At 66.1% G+C, this 20,042-nt stretch carries 3 protein-coding genes; 1 reads left to right on the forward strand and 2 read right to left on the reverse strand.

The features are described from left to right. Nucleotides 1–3: 3 nt before the first annotated feature. Together PSm6_RS18290 and PSm6_RS18295 are read right to left on the reverse strand one after the other, a co-directional pair. Entirely contained in the window at nucleotides 4–2,163 is a 2,160-nt protein-coding gene (locus PSm6_RS18290) for a type I secretion system permease/ATPase (protein WP_021221655.1), read from the reverse strand. Between the two features lie 23 nt (nucleotides 2,164–2,186). Beyond that, complete coding sequence (locus PSm6_RS18295) at nucleotides 2,187–3,542, reverse strand: TolC family outer membrane protein (RefSeq protein ID WP_031288549.1); 1,356 nt, start codon at nucleotides 3,540–3,542, stop codon at nucleotides 2,187–2,189. 463 nt (nucleotides 3,543–4,005) lie between these two features. Here PSm6_RS18295 and PSm6_RS18300 point away from each other — a divergent pair, with 463 nt between their 5' ends. Next, nucleotides 4,006–19,983: a retention module-containing protein gene (locus PSm6_RS18300; protein WP_265167912.1), complete on the forward strand. Its 15,978-nt coding sequence runs from the start codon at nucleotides 4,006–4,008 to the stop codon at nucleotides 19,981–19,983. The last annotated feature ends 59 nt before the right edge of the window (nucleotides 19,984–20,042 follow it).

Below are 20,042 nucleotides of genomic sequence, written 5' to 3' on the forward strand. Positions count from 1 at the left end.
CTCCTAGACGGCCGCTGGGCCGACGCGGCCCTTGCGCAAGGCTTCGATCACCGCGTCCTTCGGACCGTCGGCGACTATGTGGCCGCCATCGAGCACCACCAGGCGTTCCACCAGGCTGAGCATGGAGGCGCGGTGGGTGATGAGCAGCACGGTCTTGCCCTGGGCCCAGCCGTGCAGGCGGTTGCGCAGGATGTCTTCGCTGGTGTTGTCCATGGCGCTGGTGGGTTCGTCCAGCAGCAGGATGGGCGGGTCCAGCAACAGCGCGCGGGCCAGCAGCACCGCCTGGCGCTGGCCGCCGGAGAGCAGCTGGCCACGCTCGCCCACCGGGCGGTCGAAGCCTTGCGGGTGCTGGCGGGCCAGTTCGGTGACGCCGGTCAGCTCGGCCACTTCCAGCATCCGCGCGTCGTTCACGTAGCGCGCGCCGAGGGTCAGGTTGTCGCGCAGGCTCCCGGCGATCAGCGGCATGTCGTGGGTGACGAAGCCGATCTGGTGGCGCAGGTCGGCGACGTCCAGCTGGCGCAGGTCGATGCCGTCCAGCAGCAGCTGGCCCTGTTCGGGGCTGTAGAAGTTCATCACCAGGCGCGCCAGGGTGCTTTTGCCCGAGCCGCTGCGGCCGATGATGCCGACCCGCTCGCCGGCGTTCAGCCGCAGGCTGACGTTGGCCAGCGCAGGCGCGGCCTGGTCGGGGTAGCTGAAGCTCACCCCGCGCACGTCGATGGCGCCCTTGATGTGGGTGCGCTCCAGCGGTTGCTGCTTGTTTTCCCGTTCCTGGGGCAGGCCCATGAGCATGTCGGTGCTCTTCATGGTCAGCTGCGCCTGCTGGTAGCGGGTGATCAGCCCGGCGATCTGCCCCAGCGGTGCGAGCACGCGGCTGTTGAGCATGTAGCTGGCCACCAGGGCGCCGACGCTGAGGTTGCCGGCGATGATGCTGTAGACCCCGGCGATGATCATCGCCAGGCCGGCGAACTGCTGCAGGAACATGGTGCCGTTGGTGACCACGGCGGAGAGGAAGCGCGCATGGCTGTCCAGGCGGGTGAGGGCGCCGTGGGTGCGCTCCCAGCGGTGCTGGCGCTCGCTCTCGGCACTGCAGGCCTTGAGCGTCTCCAGGCCCGAGAGGGTTTCGATCAGCAGCGCCTGGCGTTCCGCGCCCAGGGCCAGGCTGCGTTGCACGGTGTCGCGCAGGCGGGTCTGGATGATCCAGGCGAAGATCGCGGTGATGGGGAAGGCGAGCACCGGGATCACCACCAGCCAGCCGCCGAGCAGGCCGATCACCAGCAGCATGAGGATGGAGAAGGGCAGGTCGATGAGGCTGGTGAGGGTCACCGCGGTGAGGAATTCCCGCAGGCCCTGGAAGTCGTGGATGCTCTGGGCGAAGCCGCCGATGGTGGTGGGCCGCGCCTTCATCGACATGCCGGTGATGCGCTCGAACAGCGTGGCCGAGAGCACCACGTCGGTCTTCTTGCCGGCGGTGTCCAGCAGGTGCGCGCGCAGCACCCGCAGCAGCAGGTCGAAGCCGGTGCCGATGAGCAGGCCGATGGTCAGCACCCAGAGGGTGGAGGTGGCCTGGTTGGGCACCACGCGGTCGTAGGTCTGCATGACGAACAGCGGTACCAGCATGCCCAGCAGGTTGATCAGCAGGCTGGCCAGCACCGCATCGGTGTAGAGCCAGCGCGACAGCCGCAAGGTGTCGCGGAACCAGGATTTGACCCGGGGCACCAGGGGCGCGCGGGTCTCTTCCAGTTCATGGCGGGGGCGGGCGAAGAGGGCTTCGCCGCTGTACGCGGCGGCCAGCAGCTCGGGGTCGATCCACTGCTGGCCACCGTCGGACTCGCAGGGCAGGATCAGCGCGCGGCCGTCCTTGCCCCACTGGTTGAGCACCGCGCTGCGGCCGTCCTTCAACAGCAGCAGCACCGGCAGGTTGAGCGGTGAGATGGCCCCCAGTTCCCGGCGCAACAGGCGCCCTTGCAGGCCGACCCGTGCAGCGGCACGGGCCAGCAGGTCGGGTGTCAGTCGCTGGTTCGCCAGCGGCAGGCCGGCGGTGAGGCTGCCCCGGCTGGCGGGGCACTCATGCAGCCTGCAAAGAATCAGCAGGCCGTCCAGCAACGGGTCGTCGTGGCTCTGCCGAGGGTCGACGGTGGCACCCGCCATTTCCATGGTGGTCATCTACTGCTACTCCCGAACCGCGGTTACTTCATTTCCGGCAGACGGGCTTCGCTCTTCACTTCAGAAGCGGCGATGGCCTCAGCCGGGACTACGACGTTCTGCCGGCGCAGCAGATCGCCCATGGCGGAGATCACGCGGAACATGGCGAACTCTTCGGTGTAGCGCACCTCGACGTAACGCCGGTTGGCGGTGAAGAGTTCGTTGTCACTGTCGAGCAGGTCGAGCAGGGTGCGTTGGCCGAGGCCGAACTGCTGCTGGTACGCCTCGCGCACGCGCTGGGTGTAGTCGGCATAGTCACGCGCCTTGGGGGTTTGCTGGCGGGCGTTTTCCATGGCGTTCCAGGCCAGCGAGAGGTTCTCGTTGAGCACCCGCAGGGCGTTGTTGCGGATGTCCATGGACTGGTTGATCGAGTGCGCCGCCGCTTGCAGGCGGGCCTTGTCGCGCATGCCGTTGAACAGGTTGTAGTTCATCACCACGGCGGCTCGCCAGGTGTTGTAGTGGCCTTCATCGCCTTGCACGTTGTCGTCGGCGGTGGTGGCCAGTTCGGCGTCGAAGCGCGGGTAGAACGGCGACTTGGCCGACTCGTATTGCTTCTCCGCCGCCTGCACGTCGGCCTGGGCCGATTTCAGGAAGGGGTTGTTGTCCATCATGGTCTGGCGGGCGGCGAGCAGGTCCGCCGGCATTTCGCCGCGGATGGTCGCCGGGGTTTCCAGCTCGTCGGCCGGACGGCCGGTGGCGCTGAGGAAGTTGGCTTCGGCGTCGGCCAGGTTCACTTCCTCGGTGTAGAGGTTGTTCTCGGCCAGGGCCAGACGGGCGGCGGACTGGTCGGAGTCGGCCATGCTGCCGACGCCGCGCTGGCTGCGCAGGTTGATCTGGTCACCCACGCGCTGGTGCGACTGCAGGTTGTTGCGGGCCAGGGCCACCATTTCACGACGCTTGAGCACTTCGAGGTACACCTCGATGGTGCGCAGCGCCAGGCTCTCGGATGTGCCCAGGGTGTAGTAGGCGCGGGAGTTGATCACCGCCTCGGTACGGCCCACCTCGTTAGGGGTGTTGAAGCCGTCGAAGAGCATTTGCCGCAGGCGCAACTCGGCGTTGCGGTAGTTCATCGTCTCCGTGTTGTGATCGCCCAGCGCGCGCGTGCTCGGACTATCGGTGTTTTCACGGCCCACGCCGGCTATCAGATCGACGGTCGGTAGGTAGCCGCCCTTGGCGACCTTCTTCTCTTCGTCGGCGACGAGCCGTGCGTTGGCTGCTGCCCGGATCTCCGGGTGGTTGTCGAGAGTGCTCTGGATGGCCTCGGTGAGGTTCATCGCCTGGACCTGGGCGCTGGCGAGTGCCAACAGCATGCTGCTCCAGAGTGGGGTCATTGCTCGCATGAGAGGGTGTCTCCTTGTTCGATGCTCTTTTTACGGATCGCCATTTTTTTGGCGAAATCGCCTGTTCAACCGTTTCAGGCTTGTAACATCAGAGCTAAGAACATCTTTTGGAGAACCTAAGAAATTTTTTTCACATGGTTTATGCCGAAAAAATCTTATGCACTCCTCCGAATCGAGCACATCTTCTTTCCCTGTCAGCCGCGTTTATTGGGGCCTGCAGGGCCTTTTCGGCGAACGGCTTGGGTGGTCAAACCAGTTTCAGAGCCAAAGGGGCGGGGATGTTCTGATGGAGTAGTACGACACGGAGAATGAGTGACGATTTTTTGTCGCGAATTTTTTGACCTGAATACTGTCGTTCCATTCCGCTTCAGTTTTTCCTTTTTCCAGTCCCCGGTGCAGAACGGTCTTGGCCCTATTGCGATAGGTGTCGGCAGTGGTCGGCAGCGTGGTGGAGGAAGGATTCATGGCTACGGTAATCGGTGTCGTCAGTCGGGTAGTAGGCGAGGTGTTCGCGGTAGCAGGCGACGGAACGCGCCGGCCCCTGGTAGAAGGCGACAGGCTGTTCGCCGGCGAGCAATTGCTCACCGGTGCTGAAGGTGCGATTTCGGTGGCGCTGGCCAATGGCGGCGAGCTGACCCTGGGACGCGACAGCAGCATGAACCTGAGTACCCAGTTGCTGGCTACCGGCAACGGCGATGCCCCGGTCGACCCCACCGCTGACGCGCAGCAGCCGCAGCCGCCGAGCCAGCAGGACCTGACCGACGTGCAGCAACTGCAGGCCGCGATCGAGGCCGGCGCCGACCCGACCCAGACCGGTGAAGCGACCGCAGCAGGCCCCGGTGCCGGTGGTGCAGGCGGTGCAGGGGGGGTTGGCGGTGGCCACTCCTTCGTGCTGCTGTCGGAAACCGCCGGTGCGCTCGACCCGACCATCGGCTTCCCCACCGGCCCAATCACGGCCGGCCCGCTGTTCCCCGAGGCCGAGATTCTCGCGCCCACCGACTTCAGCCCCGAACTGACCGTGGTCTTCCTCGATGAAGAAGGCAGCGTCGTCACCGGCCCCGGTGTGGTGGACGAAGAAGCACTGGATGGCGGCGAGAGCGGTGGCGGCAACCCGGGCAGCAACCCCGGCAGCAACGCCGAGAGGACCTCGGGCACCCTGATCATCAATTCCCCCGACGGCATCGGCCGCATCGAAGTACTGGACGCCGCCGGCAACTGGATCAATGTCGCCGGTGGGGGCACCGTGCAGGGCACCTATGGCGTGCTGGTGTTCGATGCCGCCGGCAACTGGACCTACACCCTCACCGACAACAGCCTGGATCACAGCAACCCCAATGCCACCGGGGCCGAGGACCAGCTGTTCGATAACTTCAGCGTGCGCGTATTCGACCTCGACGGCGATGTATCGCCCACCGTGCCGCTGACCATCGCCATCAACGACGACGGCCCCAGTGCCGGCCTGGAATTCTCCCGCGAAGGCGGCGATGTGATCATCGACGAGAGCGCCGGCCTGCAACCGGGCAGCCATGACGTCGCCGGCCCGCTGGCGGTGTTCGATGGCGTTGCCAACCCTTCGTCGGATATGCGCGCCTACGCCCAGGGCACCGCCCCGGCGGTGATTGCCAACTATGACTTCGGCGCCGACGAAGGCGGCGCCACCGCCGTCTATTCCCTGGCCCTGATCGAAGGCGAGGGCGGCGAAGGCCAGGAGGGCCCGCAAGCTCAGGCCGCCGGTCTCACCACCACCAGCGGCAGCCCCATCACCCTGAGTGTGGAAGGTGGCCTGGTGGTCGGCCGCGACGCCGACGGCAATGCCGCGTTCGCCATTTCCATCGACCCGGATACCGGCGTCATCAGCGTTGCCCAGTACCAGTCCCTGCATCACCCCGACGGCAGCGATGCCAATGACAGCATCGACCTCAGCGGCCTGATCCGCGCGGTGCTGACCGTCACCGACGGCGACGGCGACAAGGCCGTGGCCAGTGCCGACATCGGCCAACTGATCCGCTTCGTCGATGACGGCCCCACCGCCAGCATCCAGACCAACGAAGGCGGGCGCGTCAGCCATGACGAAAGCGCCGGCCTGCAGAACGGCACCGTCACGCCCACCCCCGGCGGCGACGCCAACGACAACGACACCAATGCCCCATCGGTGGTCAGCCTGTTCAGCGGCGTCAGCAATACCGGCACCGACCTGTCCAGCACCGGTTACGCCACCAGCAATGGCGCGGTGGTGGATATCTCCGGCAGCAGCACGGGTGAGGACAACGAAGGCGCCACCACCGTGCTCAGCCTCTCCATCGTCGACGGCAACGGCAGTGACTCCGGCCTCACCACCACCGATGGCCAGACCATTCGCCTGTACCTGGAGAACGGCCTGATCGTCGGCCGCGTGGACGGTGGCGACACCGGCCCCGGCGCGGCGGCCTTCGCCATCGCCATCGGCCAGGACGGCAGCGTCAGCGTGGCCCAGTACATCTCCCTCAACCACCCCGACACCGGCAGCGCCGATGATGCCGTGACCCTGTCCGGCAAGGTCCGCGCGGTGGTCACCGTGACCGACGGCGACGGCGATGTGGACACCGCCCAGGTGGGCATCGGCGGCGCCATCCGCTTCGAGGACGACGGCCCCACCGCCGTGATCGAGCGGCTGGAAGGCGTGCGCGTCACCCATGACGAGAGCGCCGGGCTGCAGAACGGCACCGCGACCCCGACGCCCCAGGGCGATGCCCTGGATGACGACACCAGCAACCCGGATGTGATCGCCCTGTTCGCCGGCGTGAGCAATGTCGGTACCGACCTGTCGGGCTATGCCACCAGTGCCGGCCCCGTGGTCAGCACTGCCGGCACCAGCACAGGCGAGGACAACGAAGGCGCCACCACCGTATTGAGCCTGGAGATCACCGGCGGCGACGGCACCGATTCGGGCCTCACCACCACCGATGGCCAGGTCATCCGCCTTTATATGGAGAACGGCCTGATCGTCGGCCGCGTCGACGGTGGCGACCAGGGCCCCGGCGCCGCGGTGTTCGCCGTGGCCATGGGCCAGGACGGCACTATCAGCGTTGCCCAGTACATGTCGCTGAACCACCCGGACACCGGCAGCCGCGATGAGGGCGTCGACCTCGGCGGCCTGGTCAGGGCCGTGGTCACCGTCACCGACGGCGATGGCGATGTGGACGTGGCCACGGTCAACATCGGCGGAGCCATCCGCTTCGAGGACGACGCCCCCACCGCCAGCATCCAGGCGGTCGAAGGTGCACGCGTCACCCACGACGAGACCCCCGGCCTGCAGAACGGCACCGCCACCCCGACCCCGGGCAACGACGCCAATGACAACGACACCAACAACCCCAGCGTGATCGCGCTGTTCAGCAGCGTGGCCGATGCCGGCACCGCGCTGGCGGCCGGCTATGCCACCAGCAACGGCCCGGTGGTGGACGCCTCCGGCAGCAGCACCGGTGAAGACCAGGAGGGCGCGACCACCGTGCTCAGCCTGGAAGTGCAGGACGCCGACTCGGGCCTCACCACCCTGGACGGCTCGTCCATCGTGCTCACCGTGGAGAACGGGCTGATCGTCGGCCGCGTGGACGGCGGCACCTACAACGGCCAGGCCGCGTTCGCCGTGGCCATCGGCCAGGACGGCAGCATCAGCGTCGCCCAGTACATTCCGCTGCAGCACCCGGATACCGCCAGCCATGACGACGCCCTGAACCTCTCCGGCAAGATCCGCGCCGTGGTCACCGTCACCGACGGCGATGGCGACGTGTCGACGGACTCCGTCGGCATCGGTGGCGCCGTGCGCTTCGAGGACGACGGCCCCACCGCCACCCAGGTGACCGCCACCAGCGTGCTGGACGACGAAGGCCTGAACGGCGGCATCAACGGCGGCCCCGGCGATGTCGCGGACGCCCACACCAGCACCAGCGGCAGCCTCGGCTACGACGCCGGCGCCGATGGCCTGAAATCCATCGAGCTCACCGGGCCCACCAGCCTGGGCAGCGAGAGCGTGACCTCAACCTGGAACGCCTCGACCAACACCCTGACCATCAGCAGCGCCCGTGGCGACCTGATGACCGTGGTGCTGACCGACCTGGCCACCGGCGCCTATACCGTCAATCTGCTGAAACCGCTGATGCACACGGTGAGCGGCACCGAGGACAACATCACCCTCAACGTCGGCTACAAGGTCACCGACGGCGATGGCGACACCGCCGACGGTTCCCTGGCGGTGACCATCAACGACGACACCCCGACCTTGCAGGTGGGCGCTCTGGACCTGAACTCCTCGGTGACCTTCGTCGGCACCGATGCCGGCTACAGCAACAGCTATGGCTACTACATCAAGGGCGACGACGGCACCCCGCTCAGCGGCAAGGTGATCTGGGCCAACGTCCATGACCAGGGCAACGGCGACACTTTCGACCTGGGCAACCTGGACCCGGCCAGCACCGGCTTCTTCATCATCCCCGACGGCGGGGCCAATGGCGGCCTGGCCAACGGCGCCGACATCACCTTCCAGTTGGTGGGCGGCAAGTGGCAGGCTTTCATCGGCAGCACCCCGCTGACCGGCGCCGACGGTGCCAACGTGCTGTTCAGCGACGCCACCCTCAACCCCGGCGGCTCGCACCTGCAGGACACCGGCAACGCCGGCAACCAGAACTGGGAAGACAAGACCGCCACCTCCGATTACGACTACAACGACGTCAGCACCAGCGTCACCTGGGGCTCGACCCTGCAACTGCAGGTGGATGAGACCAACCTCGGGCTGGGTGCCACGGCCACCGCCAGCGCTGATTTCAGCGGCCTGTTCAACGTGCAGCCCGGTGCCGATGGCCTGGGCAGCCTGGACTACGGGCTGGAAGTCACCAACCCGGCCTCCGGGCTGGTGGACACCGAGACCGGCGATGACGTGGTGCTGTTCCTGGAGAACGGCCAGGTCGTGGGCCGCGTCGGCGACGCCAGCGGCGAAGTGGTCTTCACCCTGACCGTGGGCGCGGACGGCAAGGTCACCCTCGAGCAGCTGCGTGCCATCGAGCACCCGACCTCCGACCCGGACGAAGCGGCCTTCCTCGGCTCCGGCCACGTCAAGCTCAACCTGACGGTGACCGACGGCGACGGCGACACCGCCAGCGGCGGCCTGGACATCGGCAAGGTCATCAGCTTCCGCGACGATGCCCCGAGCATCAGCGCCGGCGAGATCGCCAGCGGCGAGCTGCAGGTGGATGAAACCAACCTGCTGGTGGACAAGACCGTCGACTACAGCACCGCCTTCACCTCCAGCTACGGCGCCGACGGTGCCGGCAGCATCAGCTACACGCTGGCCATCAGTGCCACGGGTGCCGACAGCGGCCTGAAGGACACCGCCAGCGGCAGTGACATCAAGCTGTACCTGGAGGGCGGGCAAGTGGTCGGCCGCGTGGGCGGCCCGGCCGGGGCGATTTCCTTCACCGTCACGGTGGACGCCGACGGCAAGGTCACCCTCGACCAGAAACTGGCCATCGTCCACCCCACCAGCGACCCGGACGAGGCCACCGGCCTCTCCGCCGCCGACCTGGTGAAACTGGTGGCGACCATCACCGACAAGGACGGTGACTCCAGCAATGCCACCCTCAACCTGGGCAACGCCATCAGCTTCAAGGACGACGGCCCGAACATCGACCCGGGCCAGGTCGCCAGCGGCAGCCTGCAGGTGGATGAAACCGTCCTCGGCACCGATGCCACCCGTGACTTCAGCGGCTCGTTCACCCACGCCTTCGGCAACGATGGCGCCGGCACCATCACCTATGCGTTGACCATCAGCGCACCGGGTGCCGATACCGGACTGAAGGACACGGCCAGCGGCAGCGACATCAAGCTGTACCTGGAGAACGGTGAGGTGGTCGGCCGCGTCGGCGACCAAAGCGGCGCCATCTCCTTCAAGGTCACGGTGGACGCCGATGGCAAGGTCACCCTCGATCAGAAACTGGCCATCGTCCATTCGCCCAACACCGGCCCGGACCAGGCCACCGGTCTGTCTGCGGCTGATCTGGTGAAACTGACGGCGACCATTACCGACAAGGACGGCGATACCGACAGCGCCACGGTGAACCTGGGCAATGCCATCAGCTTCAAGGATGACGCACCCAGCATCCGTGCGGCCGAAATTCCGGCGGATAGCCTGCAGGTGGATGAAACCTTCCTCGGCAGCAACAGCACCACGGACTTCAGCTCCGCCTTCATCAAGAGCTACGGCGCCGATGGCGCCGGCACCACCACCTATGCCCTGGATGTGAAATCCCAGGGCGTCGACAGCGGCCTGAAGGACACCGCTACCGGCAGCGACATCAAGCTGTACCTCGAAGGCGGTGAAGTGGTGGGCCGTGTCGGCAGCGACACCGGTGCCGTCGCCTTCAAGGTCACGGTGGATGCCAGCGGCAAGGTCACCCTCGATCAGGTGCGCGCCATCGTGCATTCGCCGAACACCGGCCCTGACCAGGAAAGCAGCCTCTCCGCCGCCGACCTGGTGAAACTGGTGGCGACCATCACCGACAAGGACGGTGATGCCAACAGCGCCACCCTCAACCTCGGCAATGCCATCAGCTTCAAGGACGATGCCCCGACCATCAATGCCGGCCAGGCCCAGCTGGGCAGCCTGCAGGTGGACGAGACCAACCTGGCACTCAACGCCACCACCAACTTCAGTGGCGCCTTCACCAGCAACTACGGCGCCGACGGTGCCGGCAGCATCGGCTACACGTTGGAGGTCAAGTCCCAGGGCGCTGACAGCGGCTTGAAAGACACCGCCACCGGCAGCGATATCAAGCTGTACCTGGAGGGCGGCGAAGTGGTGGGCCGTGTCGGCAGCGACACCGGTGCCGTCGCCTTCAAGGTCACGGTGGATGCCTCGGGCAACGTCACCCTCGACCAGGTGCGTGCCATCGTGCACTCGCCCAACACCGGGCCGGACCAGGCCACCGGCCTCTCTGCGGCCGACCTGGTGAAACTGGTGGCCACCATCACCGACAAGGACGGTGACGCCAACAGCGCCAGCCTCAACCTCGGCAATGCCATCAGCTTCAAGGACGACGCCCCGACCATCAACGCCGGCCAGGCCCAGACGGCCAGCCTGCAGGTGGACGAAACCAACCTGGCGCTCAATGCCACCACCAACTTCAGTGGCGCCTTCACCAGCAGCTACGGTGCCGACGGTGCCGGCAGCATCGGCTACACGCTGGAGGTGAAAGCCCAGGGAGCTGACAGCGGCTTGAAAGACACCGCCACCGGCAGCGACATCAAGCTGTACCTGGAGGGCGGCGAAGTGGTGGGCCGTGTCGGCAGCGACACCGGCGCCGTCGCCTTCAAGGTCACGGTGGATGCTTCGGGCAATGTCACCCTCGACCAGGTGCGTGCCATCGTGCACTCGCCCAATACCGGGCCGGACCAGGCCACCGGCCTGTCTGCGGCCGACCTGGTGAAACTGGTGGCGACCATCACCGACAAGGACGGTGACGCCAGCAGCGCCAGCCTCAACCTGGGCAACGCCATCAGCTTCAAGGATGACGCGCCCAGCATCCGTGCGGCCGAAATTCCGGCTGACAGCCTGCAGGTGGATGAAACCTTCCTCGGCAGCAACAGCACCACGGACTTCAGCTCCGCCTTCATCAAGAGCTACGGCGCTGATGGCGCCGGCACCACCACCTATGCCCTGGATGTGAAATCCCAGGGCGTCGACAGCGGCCTGAAGGACACCGCCACCGGCAGCGACATCAAGCTGTACCTCGAAGGCGGTGAAGTGGTGGGCCGTGTCGGCAGCGACACCGGTGCCGTCGCCTTCAAGGTCACGGTGGATGCCAGCGGCAAGGTCACCCTCGATCAGGTGCGCGCCATCGTCCATTCGCCGAACACCGGCCCCGATCAGGAAAGCAGCCTCTCCGCCGCGGACCTGGTGAAACTGGTGGCGACCATCACCGACAAGGACGGTGACGCCAACAGCGCCACCCTCAACCTCGGCAATGCCATCAGCTTCAAGGACGATGCCCCGAGCATCAATGCCGGCCAGGCCCAGCTGGGCAGCCTGCAGGTGGACGAGACCAACCTGGCACTCAACGCCACCACCAACTTCAGTGGCGCCTTCACCAGCAGCTATGGCGCCGACGGTGCCGGCAACATCGGCTACACGCTGGAAGTGAAATCCCAGGGTGCCGACAGCGGCTTGAAAGACACCGCCAGCGGCAGCGACATCAAGCTGTACCTGGAAGGGGGTGAAGTGGTGGGCCGTGTCGGCACCTCCACCGGCGCCATCGCCTTCAAGGTCACGGTGGATGCTTCCGGTAACGTCACCCTCGACCAGGTGCGTGCCATCGTCCACTCGCCCAACACCGGGCCGGACCAGGCCACCGGCCTCTCCGCTGCGGATCTGGTGAAACTGGTGGCGACCATCACCGACAAGGACGGTGACGCCAACAGCGCCAGCCTCAACCTCGGCAATGCCATCAGCTTCAAGGACGACGCTCCGACCATCAGCGCCGGCCAGGTCGAAGCCGGCAGCCTGCAGGTGGACGAAACCGTTCTCGGCACCGATGCCACCCGTGACTTCAGCGGTTCCTTCACCCGCAACTACGGCGCCGACGGTGCCGGTACTACCACCTACGCCCTGGACGTCAAGGCCGCAGGCGCCGACAGCGGCCTGAAAGACTCCGCCACTGGCAGCGACATCAAGCTGTACCTGGAAGGCAATGCCGTGGTCGGCCGTGTCGGCAGTGACACCGGTGCCGTCGCCTTCAGGGTCACGGTGGACGCCGACGGCAAGGTCACCCTCGACCAGAAACTGGCCGTGCTGCACACCCCCAACAGCGGCCCGGATCAGCCTACCGGCCTCTCCGCCGCCGACCTGGTGAAACTGACCGCGACCATCACCGACAAGGACGGTGACGCCAGCAGCGCCACCCTCAACCTGGGCAATGCCATCAGCTTCCGTGACGACGCGCCCACCGCCGGCAACAGCACCGCTCCGAACGTGCTGGACGACGAAGGCCTGTCCGGCGGCATCAACGGCGGGCCCGGCGATGTGGCCGGCGCCAGCACCAGCACCAGCGGCACGCTGAACTACAGCGCCGGCGCCGACGGGCTGAAGTCCATCGAACTGACCGGGCCCACCAGCCTGGGCAGCGAGAGCGTGACCTCCACCTGGAACGCCTCGACCAACACCCTGACCATCAGCAGCGCCCGCGGCGCCCTGATGACCGTGGTGCTGACCGACCTGGCCAGTGGCGCCTACACCGTCAACCTGCTGAAACCGCTGATGCACACGGTGAACGGCACCGAGGACAACATCACCCTCAACGTCGGCTACAAGGTCACCGACAAGGACGATGACTCGGCCACCGGCAGCCTGGCCGTGACCATCAACGACGACACCCCGACCATCCAGGTCGGCGCCCTGGACCTCAACTCCTCGGTGACCTTCGTTGGCAGCTCGGCCGGCTACAGCAACAGCTATGGCTACTACATCAAGGGCGACGACGGCACCCCGGTCAGCGGCAAGGTGATCTGGGCCAACGTGCACAGCCAGACCGCTGGCGACACCTCCGACATCAGTGGCCTGGACCCGGCGCACACCGGCTTCTTCATCATCCCCAACGGCGGCGCCAACGCCGGGCTGGCCAACGGTGCGGAAATCACCTTCCAGCTGGTGGGCGGCAAGTGGCAGGCCTTCATCGGCAGCACCCCGCTGACCGGCGCCGACGGTGCCAACGTGCTGTTCAGCGACGCCACGCTGAACCCCGGCGGCTCGCACCTGCAGGACACCGGCAGCGCCGGCAACCAGAACTGGGAGGACCAGACCAACTCGTCCGACTACGACTACAACGACGTCAGCACCAGCGTGACCTGGGGCGCCACCCAGCAGTTGCAGGTGGACGAGTCGAACCTGGCGCTGAACGCCACCGCTGATTTCAGCGGCCTGTTCAACGTGCAACCGGGTGCCGACGGCCTGCAGAGCCTGGCCTACAAACTGACCGTGCAGGACGCCAACTCCGGCCTGGTGGATACCGCCAGCGGGCAGAACGTGGTGCTCAGCGTCAACGGCGCAGGCGTGGTCGAAGGGCGTACCGCCACCGGCAACGACCTGGTGTTCACCCTCACCGTGGGTGCGGACGGCAAGGTCACCCTTGACCAGCTCCGCTCCATCGTCCACCCGACCTCTGATCCGGACGAGGCCAAGTTCCTTGGCTCGGGCCATATCAGCCTGAGTGCCACCGCCACCGATAAGGACGGCGATACGGCCACCGGCAACCTGGACATCGGCAAGGTCATCAGCTTCAAGGACGACGCCCCGGCCACCGGCACCAACCAGACGGTGCAGCTGGACGACGACGCACGGCCCAACGGCATCCCCGGCGGTACCGGCGACGACGCCGACTCGCAGAATGCCACCGGCACCCTCAGCCATAGCTATGGCAACGACGGTGCGGGCAGCATCAGCTGGGTCAACACCGGCGCACCGGCAGGCTTCACCTACGAGACCTCGGGCAACAACCTGGTGATCAAGCAGGGCACCACCACCGTACTGACGGTGACCCTGACCAATAGCCAGACCGGTGCCTACTCGGTGGTGCAGAACGCGCCGATCCACCACGCCGATGGCGACAACGAGAACAACCAGGCCTTCCAGCTCACCTACAAGGTCACCGACAAGGACGGTGACAGCGCCAACGGCACCCTGAACATCAATGTCGACGACGACACCCCGGTGGCGAAGAACGACGTGGCGACCGTGGGCGAAAGCGTGGCGCCGGACATCAACATGGTGTTCGTGCTGGACTTCAGCGGCAGCATCAGCAAGTCCGAACTCGGGCAGATGCTCGATGCCGTGAAGGCTGCTGCCCAGGCGCTGTTCACCGGTAACACCGGTGATGTGCAGATGCAGGTGGTGGCCTTCTCGGGAGACGCCAAGTCCTACGCGCCGGTGACCAGCTATGCGGCCTTCGAAAGCCTGATCAACTCCCTCGACCCGAACGAGCCCGGTGGCGTGCGCCCCTATGACGGCAACACCGACTTCACTGCGGCCATCGAGAAGACCATGGATGCCTTCAACCCGCTTCCGGGCTGGAACAACCAGGTCGTGTTCATCAGCGACGGCAACCCCAACGAGCAGACCCAGAGCGGCAATGCGCTGCTCAACCAGACGGCCACCGACTGGCAGCAGTTCATCAACGACAACGGCATCAACGTCACCACCATCGGTATCGGTGACGGCATCGACAACGACAACCTGCAGGACGTCGATCTCGACGGCAGCGGCTCGCCCATCCTGATCGGGGACTTCTCCGACCTTGTGGACACCCTGCTCGACCAGGTCAGCACCGGCATGGTTTCCGGCAACGTGCTCAATGGCAGCGATGGCGTCGCCGGCACCGCCGACGACGACGGCTTCGGCGCCGACGGCAAGGGCGGTATCAAGTCCCTGACCGTCGATGGCGACGTGTATACCTGGAACGGCAGCAATGCCACCGCCCAGTTGAACATCACCACCGACCTGGGTGGCAAGCTGGCCTTCAACTTCGCCACCGGCGCCTGGAGCTACACCGCGCCGAGCGGGTTGACCGGCAATACCGCCGAGCAGATCGGCTACACCATCGTCGACTCCGACGGTGACCCGTCCAGTGCCACACTGACCATCAACATCACCGCCGCGAACGACGCGCCGGTGGCGGTCAACGACACCTTCAGCACCAACGAAGACACCTCGGTGACCATCACCAGCGCAGGCCTGTTCGGCGCCGATGGCACCGGGCCGCTGAACGACCACGACGCGGACTCCAGCGCCTTCACCACCATCAAGGTGACCCAGCTGGCGAGCAACGGCGTGCTGCAGTTCAACGGCGCCGCGGTGACCCTGAACCAGGTGATCAGCATCGCCGACATCAACGCCGGCAAGCTGGTGTTCGTGCCGGACGGCAACGAGAACGGCGCGCCCTATGCGACCTTCAAGTACCAGGTCAGCGACGGCAGCACCTACAGCAACGTGGCCACGGTGACCATCAACGTCGCGGCGGTCAACGATGCGCCGGTGGCGGTCGACGACAGCTTCAGCACCAACGAGGACACGGCCGTCACCATCACCGCCAACGGGCTGTTCGGCGCCGATGGCACCGGGCCGAACAACGACAGTGATGTCGATTCGGGTGCCTTCGACAACATCAAGGTGACCCAGCTGGCCACCGACGGTGTGCTCAAGCTCAACGGCGTGGCCGTGACTTTGAACCAGGTGATCACCCTCGCCGATATCAACGCCGGCAAGCTGGTGTTCGTGCCCGATGGCAACGAGAACGGCTCGCCCTATGCCACCTTCCAGTACCAGGTGAGCGACGGCAGCCTCTATAGCAACACGGCCACCGTGACCATCACCGTCAACCCGGTGAACGATGCGCCGGTGGCGGTCAACGATACCTTCAGCACCACCGAGGACACCTCGGTGACCATCACCGCCGCCGGGCTGTTCGGCGCCGATGGCACCGGGCCGGACAACGACAGCGACGTGGACTCCAGCAGCTTCGCCAACATCAAGGTGACCCAGCTGGCCAGCAACGGCGTACTGCAGTTGAACGGCGTGGCCGTGACCCTCGGCCAGGTGATCAGCGCCGCTGACATTAACGCCAACAAGCTGGTGTTCGTGCCGGACAGCAACGAGAACGGCTCGCCCTACGCGACCTTCCAGTACCAGGTGAGCGACGGCAGCCTCTACAGCAACACGGCGACCGTCACCATCAATGTCTCGGCGGTGAACGATGCGCCGGTGGCGGTCAACGACACCTTCACCACCACCGAAGACAACGCGGTGACCATCACCAGCACCGGGCTGTTCGGTACCGATGGCACCGGGCCGCTGAACGACAGCGACGTCGACTCCGGCGCCTTCACCGACATCAAGGTGACCCAGCTGGCTACCGACGGCGTGCTCAAGCTCAACGGCGTGGCGGTGACCCTGAACCAGGTGATCAGCATCGCCGACATCAACGCCGGCAAGCTGGTGTTCGTGCCGGACGGCAACGAGAACGGCGCGCCCTATGCCACCTTCCAGTACCAGGTGAGCGACGGCAGCCTCTATAGCAACACGGCCACGGTGACCATCAACGTCACGGCGGTGAACGACGCGCCGCTGCTTGATCTGGACGGCAACGACAGTGCCGGTGTGGTGGGTACGGGTTACCAGACCACCTACACCGAAGGCTCTGCCGCGGTGGCCATCGCCGATATCGACACCCTGGTGACCGATATCGACAACAGCACCATCGCCTCGGCCAAGGTCGTGCTGACCAACGCCCAGGCAGGGGACGTGCTGACCGCCACCGGCCTGCCGAGCGGCATCACCGGCGTGGTGGACACCAGCGTCGCCGGCAAGATCACCGTCACCCTCACCGGTGTCGCCACCAAGGCGGCCTACGAGACGGCGATCGAGACCATCCGCTACTCCAGCACCAGCACCAACCCGAGCACCACGCCGCGCAACGTGACGGTGGTGGTCAACGACGGTGCGACCGACTCCAACACCGCGCAGACCACCATCAAGGTGGTGGCGGTGGACAACGGGCCGGATGCCAAGAACGATGTCGCCAACGTGGTCGAAGGCCATGGCCAGGACTTCAATGTGGTCTTCGTCCTCGACTTCAGCGGCAGCATCGACAACACCGAGCTGAACCAGATGCTGACGGCGGTTAAGCAGGCGGGCGCCGAGCTGTTCGACGGCACCTCGGGGCATGTGCAGCTGCAGATCGTGGCGTTCTCCTCGACCGCCACCTCTTATGTGCCGGTCACCAGCGTCGAGGCCTTCAGCTCGCTGATCGACAGCCTCAACCCGAATGCCGGTGGGGTCCGTCCGTTCGACGGCAACACCGACTTCACCGCAGGTATCCAGCAGACCATGAGTGCCTACACCCCGATCTCGGGCTGGAGCAACCAGGTCGTGTTCATCAGCGACGGCAACCCCAACGAGCAGACCGGTACCGGTGGCAACTCGCTGACGGATGCCACCTCGACGGCCTGGAACACCTTCGTCGACAGCAATGGCATCAACGTCACCACCGTGGGCATCGGCGACGGCATCAACAATGCCCGCCTGCAGGACGTCGACCTCGACGGCCAGGGTTCGCCGCTCAACGTGGCCGGCTTCGGCCAGCTGGTGGACGCGCTGCTCGGCCAGGTGGTCGGTGGCGATGTCTCCGGCAACGTGCTCTGGGGCAGCGATGGCGTCAGCGGTACCGCGGACGACGACAGCTACGGCGTTGACGGGGCCGGCTACATCAAGTCGGTCACCATCGGCAGCGTCACCTACACCTGGAACGGCACCTCGACCATCACCCCGAGCAGCGGCTCGCCGATTTCCGGCAGTGTGCTGACCGGTATCGAGACGCCGGAACACGGCAAGCTGACCTTCAACTTCGCCACCGGTGCGTGGAGCTACGTGGCGCCCGACGGGCTCACCAGCAACCTCACCGAGCAGTTTGGCTACAGCCTGGTGGATTCCGATGGCACCACCGACACCGCGACCCTGACGGTCAACGTGACCGACGCCAACAGCCCACCGGCCGGTGCGGACGCGACCCTCAGCCTGCTGGAAGATGCCAGCCACGTGCTCAGTGCGAGCAGCTTCGGCTTCTCCGATGCCGAGGGCGACAGCCTGGCTGCCGTGAAGATCACCACCCTGCCCACCGCCGGTCAGCTCACCCTGAACGGCAGCGCCATCAGTGCCGGGACCACCGTCTCGGTGGCTGATATCAACGCCGGCAAGCTGGTCTTCACCCCGGCGGCGAATGCCAGCGGCACCGGCTACGCCAAGTTCACCTTCCAGGTGCAGGACGACGGCGGCACGGCCAACGGCGGGGTCAACCTCGACCCGAACCCCAACACCATCACCTTCAACGTCACCGCGGTGAACGATGCGCCGGTGCTGGGTGGCATGGGCGGTACGCTGAACTACACCGAGAACGCCGGCGTGAAGATCATCGACAGCAGCGTCACGCTGAGCGATGTCGACTCGCCGAACTTCAACGGTGGCTCGCTGGTGGTGGCCTTCACCGCCAACGGCACGGCAGCCGACCAGCTGTCGGTGGTCAACCAGGGCACCGGTAGCGGCCAGCTCAACGTGAGCGGCAGCAACCTGCGCCTCGGCTCCACCAACATCGGCACCATCGCCGGCGGCACCAACGGCAGCAGCCTGACGATCAGCTTCACCAACAACCTGGCGACCCTCGCCGTGGTCCAGGCGCTGATCCAGCAGATCGCCTACGCCAACACCTCCGACAACCCGTCCACCCTGGACCGTACCCTGAGCTTCACCGTCAAGGATGGCGACGGCACCGCCAACGGCGGCGTCGACAGCGCCTCGGCCATCGCCTACGTGCACCTCAATGCCGTGAACGATGCACCGGTCGCCAACGCCGACCACGTGGTGGCCTACAACGCCTCGGTGGTGGTGCCGGACTGGGCGCTGCTGTGGAACGACAGCGATGCAGACAGCAATGTCCTTTCGCTGAACAGCGTCGGCGGTGCCAGCGGTGGTTCGGTCTCCCACAGCGGCAGCGGGCTGGCGGGCACCACCAGCTTCACCGACAGCGGCTCGGTGGGCGGGTCGTTCACCTACACCACCAAGGATGAGCAGGGCGCCGTCAGTGGCTCGACCACGGTCGATGTCGACCGCGACAACAGCGGCACCCTTGGCAGTTCGGGTGACAGCAGCGACCAGATCGTCATCGACAACAGTGCTCTCGGGAACACGCTGGCCGGTGGCAGTGGCAACGATGTGCTGATCGGTGGCGTGGGTGATGACACCCTCAACGGTGGTAACGGCAACGACCTGCTGGTGGGGGGCGCCGGCAACGATGCCCTCAACGGCGGCGGCGGGATCGACACCGCCAGCTACATCGACGCCACCTCCGGGGTAACGGTGAGCCTGGCTTCCGCAGCAGCGCAGAACACCGGCGGTGCGGGCACCGACACCCTGTCGGGGATCGAGAACCTGATCGGCTCCAACTTCGGCGATGTGCTCACCGGCAACTCCGGTGACAACACGCTGAGCGGGTTGGCGGGCAACGACACCCTGATCGGCAACGGTGGCAACGACATCCTCAGTGGCGGCGACGGGGCCGACACCTTCAAGTGGCAGGCGGGCGAGACGGGGCTGACCCATATCACCGACTTCACCAAGGGTGTGGATTCGCTGGACCTGTCCCAGCTGCTCTCCGGCGAACATGCCAACCTGGGCAGCCTGAGCCAGTACCTGACCTTCAGCTTCGGGGCCAGCACCACCATCACGGTGGACTCCAATGGCGCCGGTGCCGGGGCCACGGGGCCGACCATCGTGCTGGACGGCATCAACCTGCAAACCTCCTACGGGGTGGCGGATGCTGGCGGTGTGATCTCCGGCATGCTGGGCGATGGCACGTTGAAGGTTGACGTCTAAGCTCTGTAAACGAAGCGGCCCGCCACCTCTCCGGGTGGCGGGCCTTTTTTATGCGGATT

The sequence above is a fragment of the Pseudomonas solani genome (genome assembly GCF_026072635.1).
GTDB lineage: Bacteria > Pseudomonadota > Gammaproteobacteria > Pseudomonadales > Pseudomonadaceae > Metapseudomonas > Metapseudomonas solani.

What these genes read in the sequence shown, in the direction of transcription:
- PSm6_RS18290 (WP_021221655.1), bottom strand. Translation starts at nt 2,163, where the DNA reads ATGACCACCATGGAAATGGCGGGTGCCACCGTCGACCCTCGGCAGAGC.
- PSm6_RS18295 (WP_031288549.1), bottom strand. Translation starts at nt 3,542, where the DNA reads ATGCGAGCAATGACCCCACTCTGGAGCAGCATGCTGTTGGCACTCGCC.
- PSm6_RS18300 (WP_265167912.1), top strand. Translation starts at nt 4,006, where the DNA reads ATGGCTACGGTAATCGGTGTCGTCAGTCGGGTAGTAGGCGAGGTGTTC.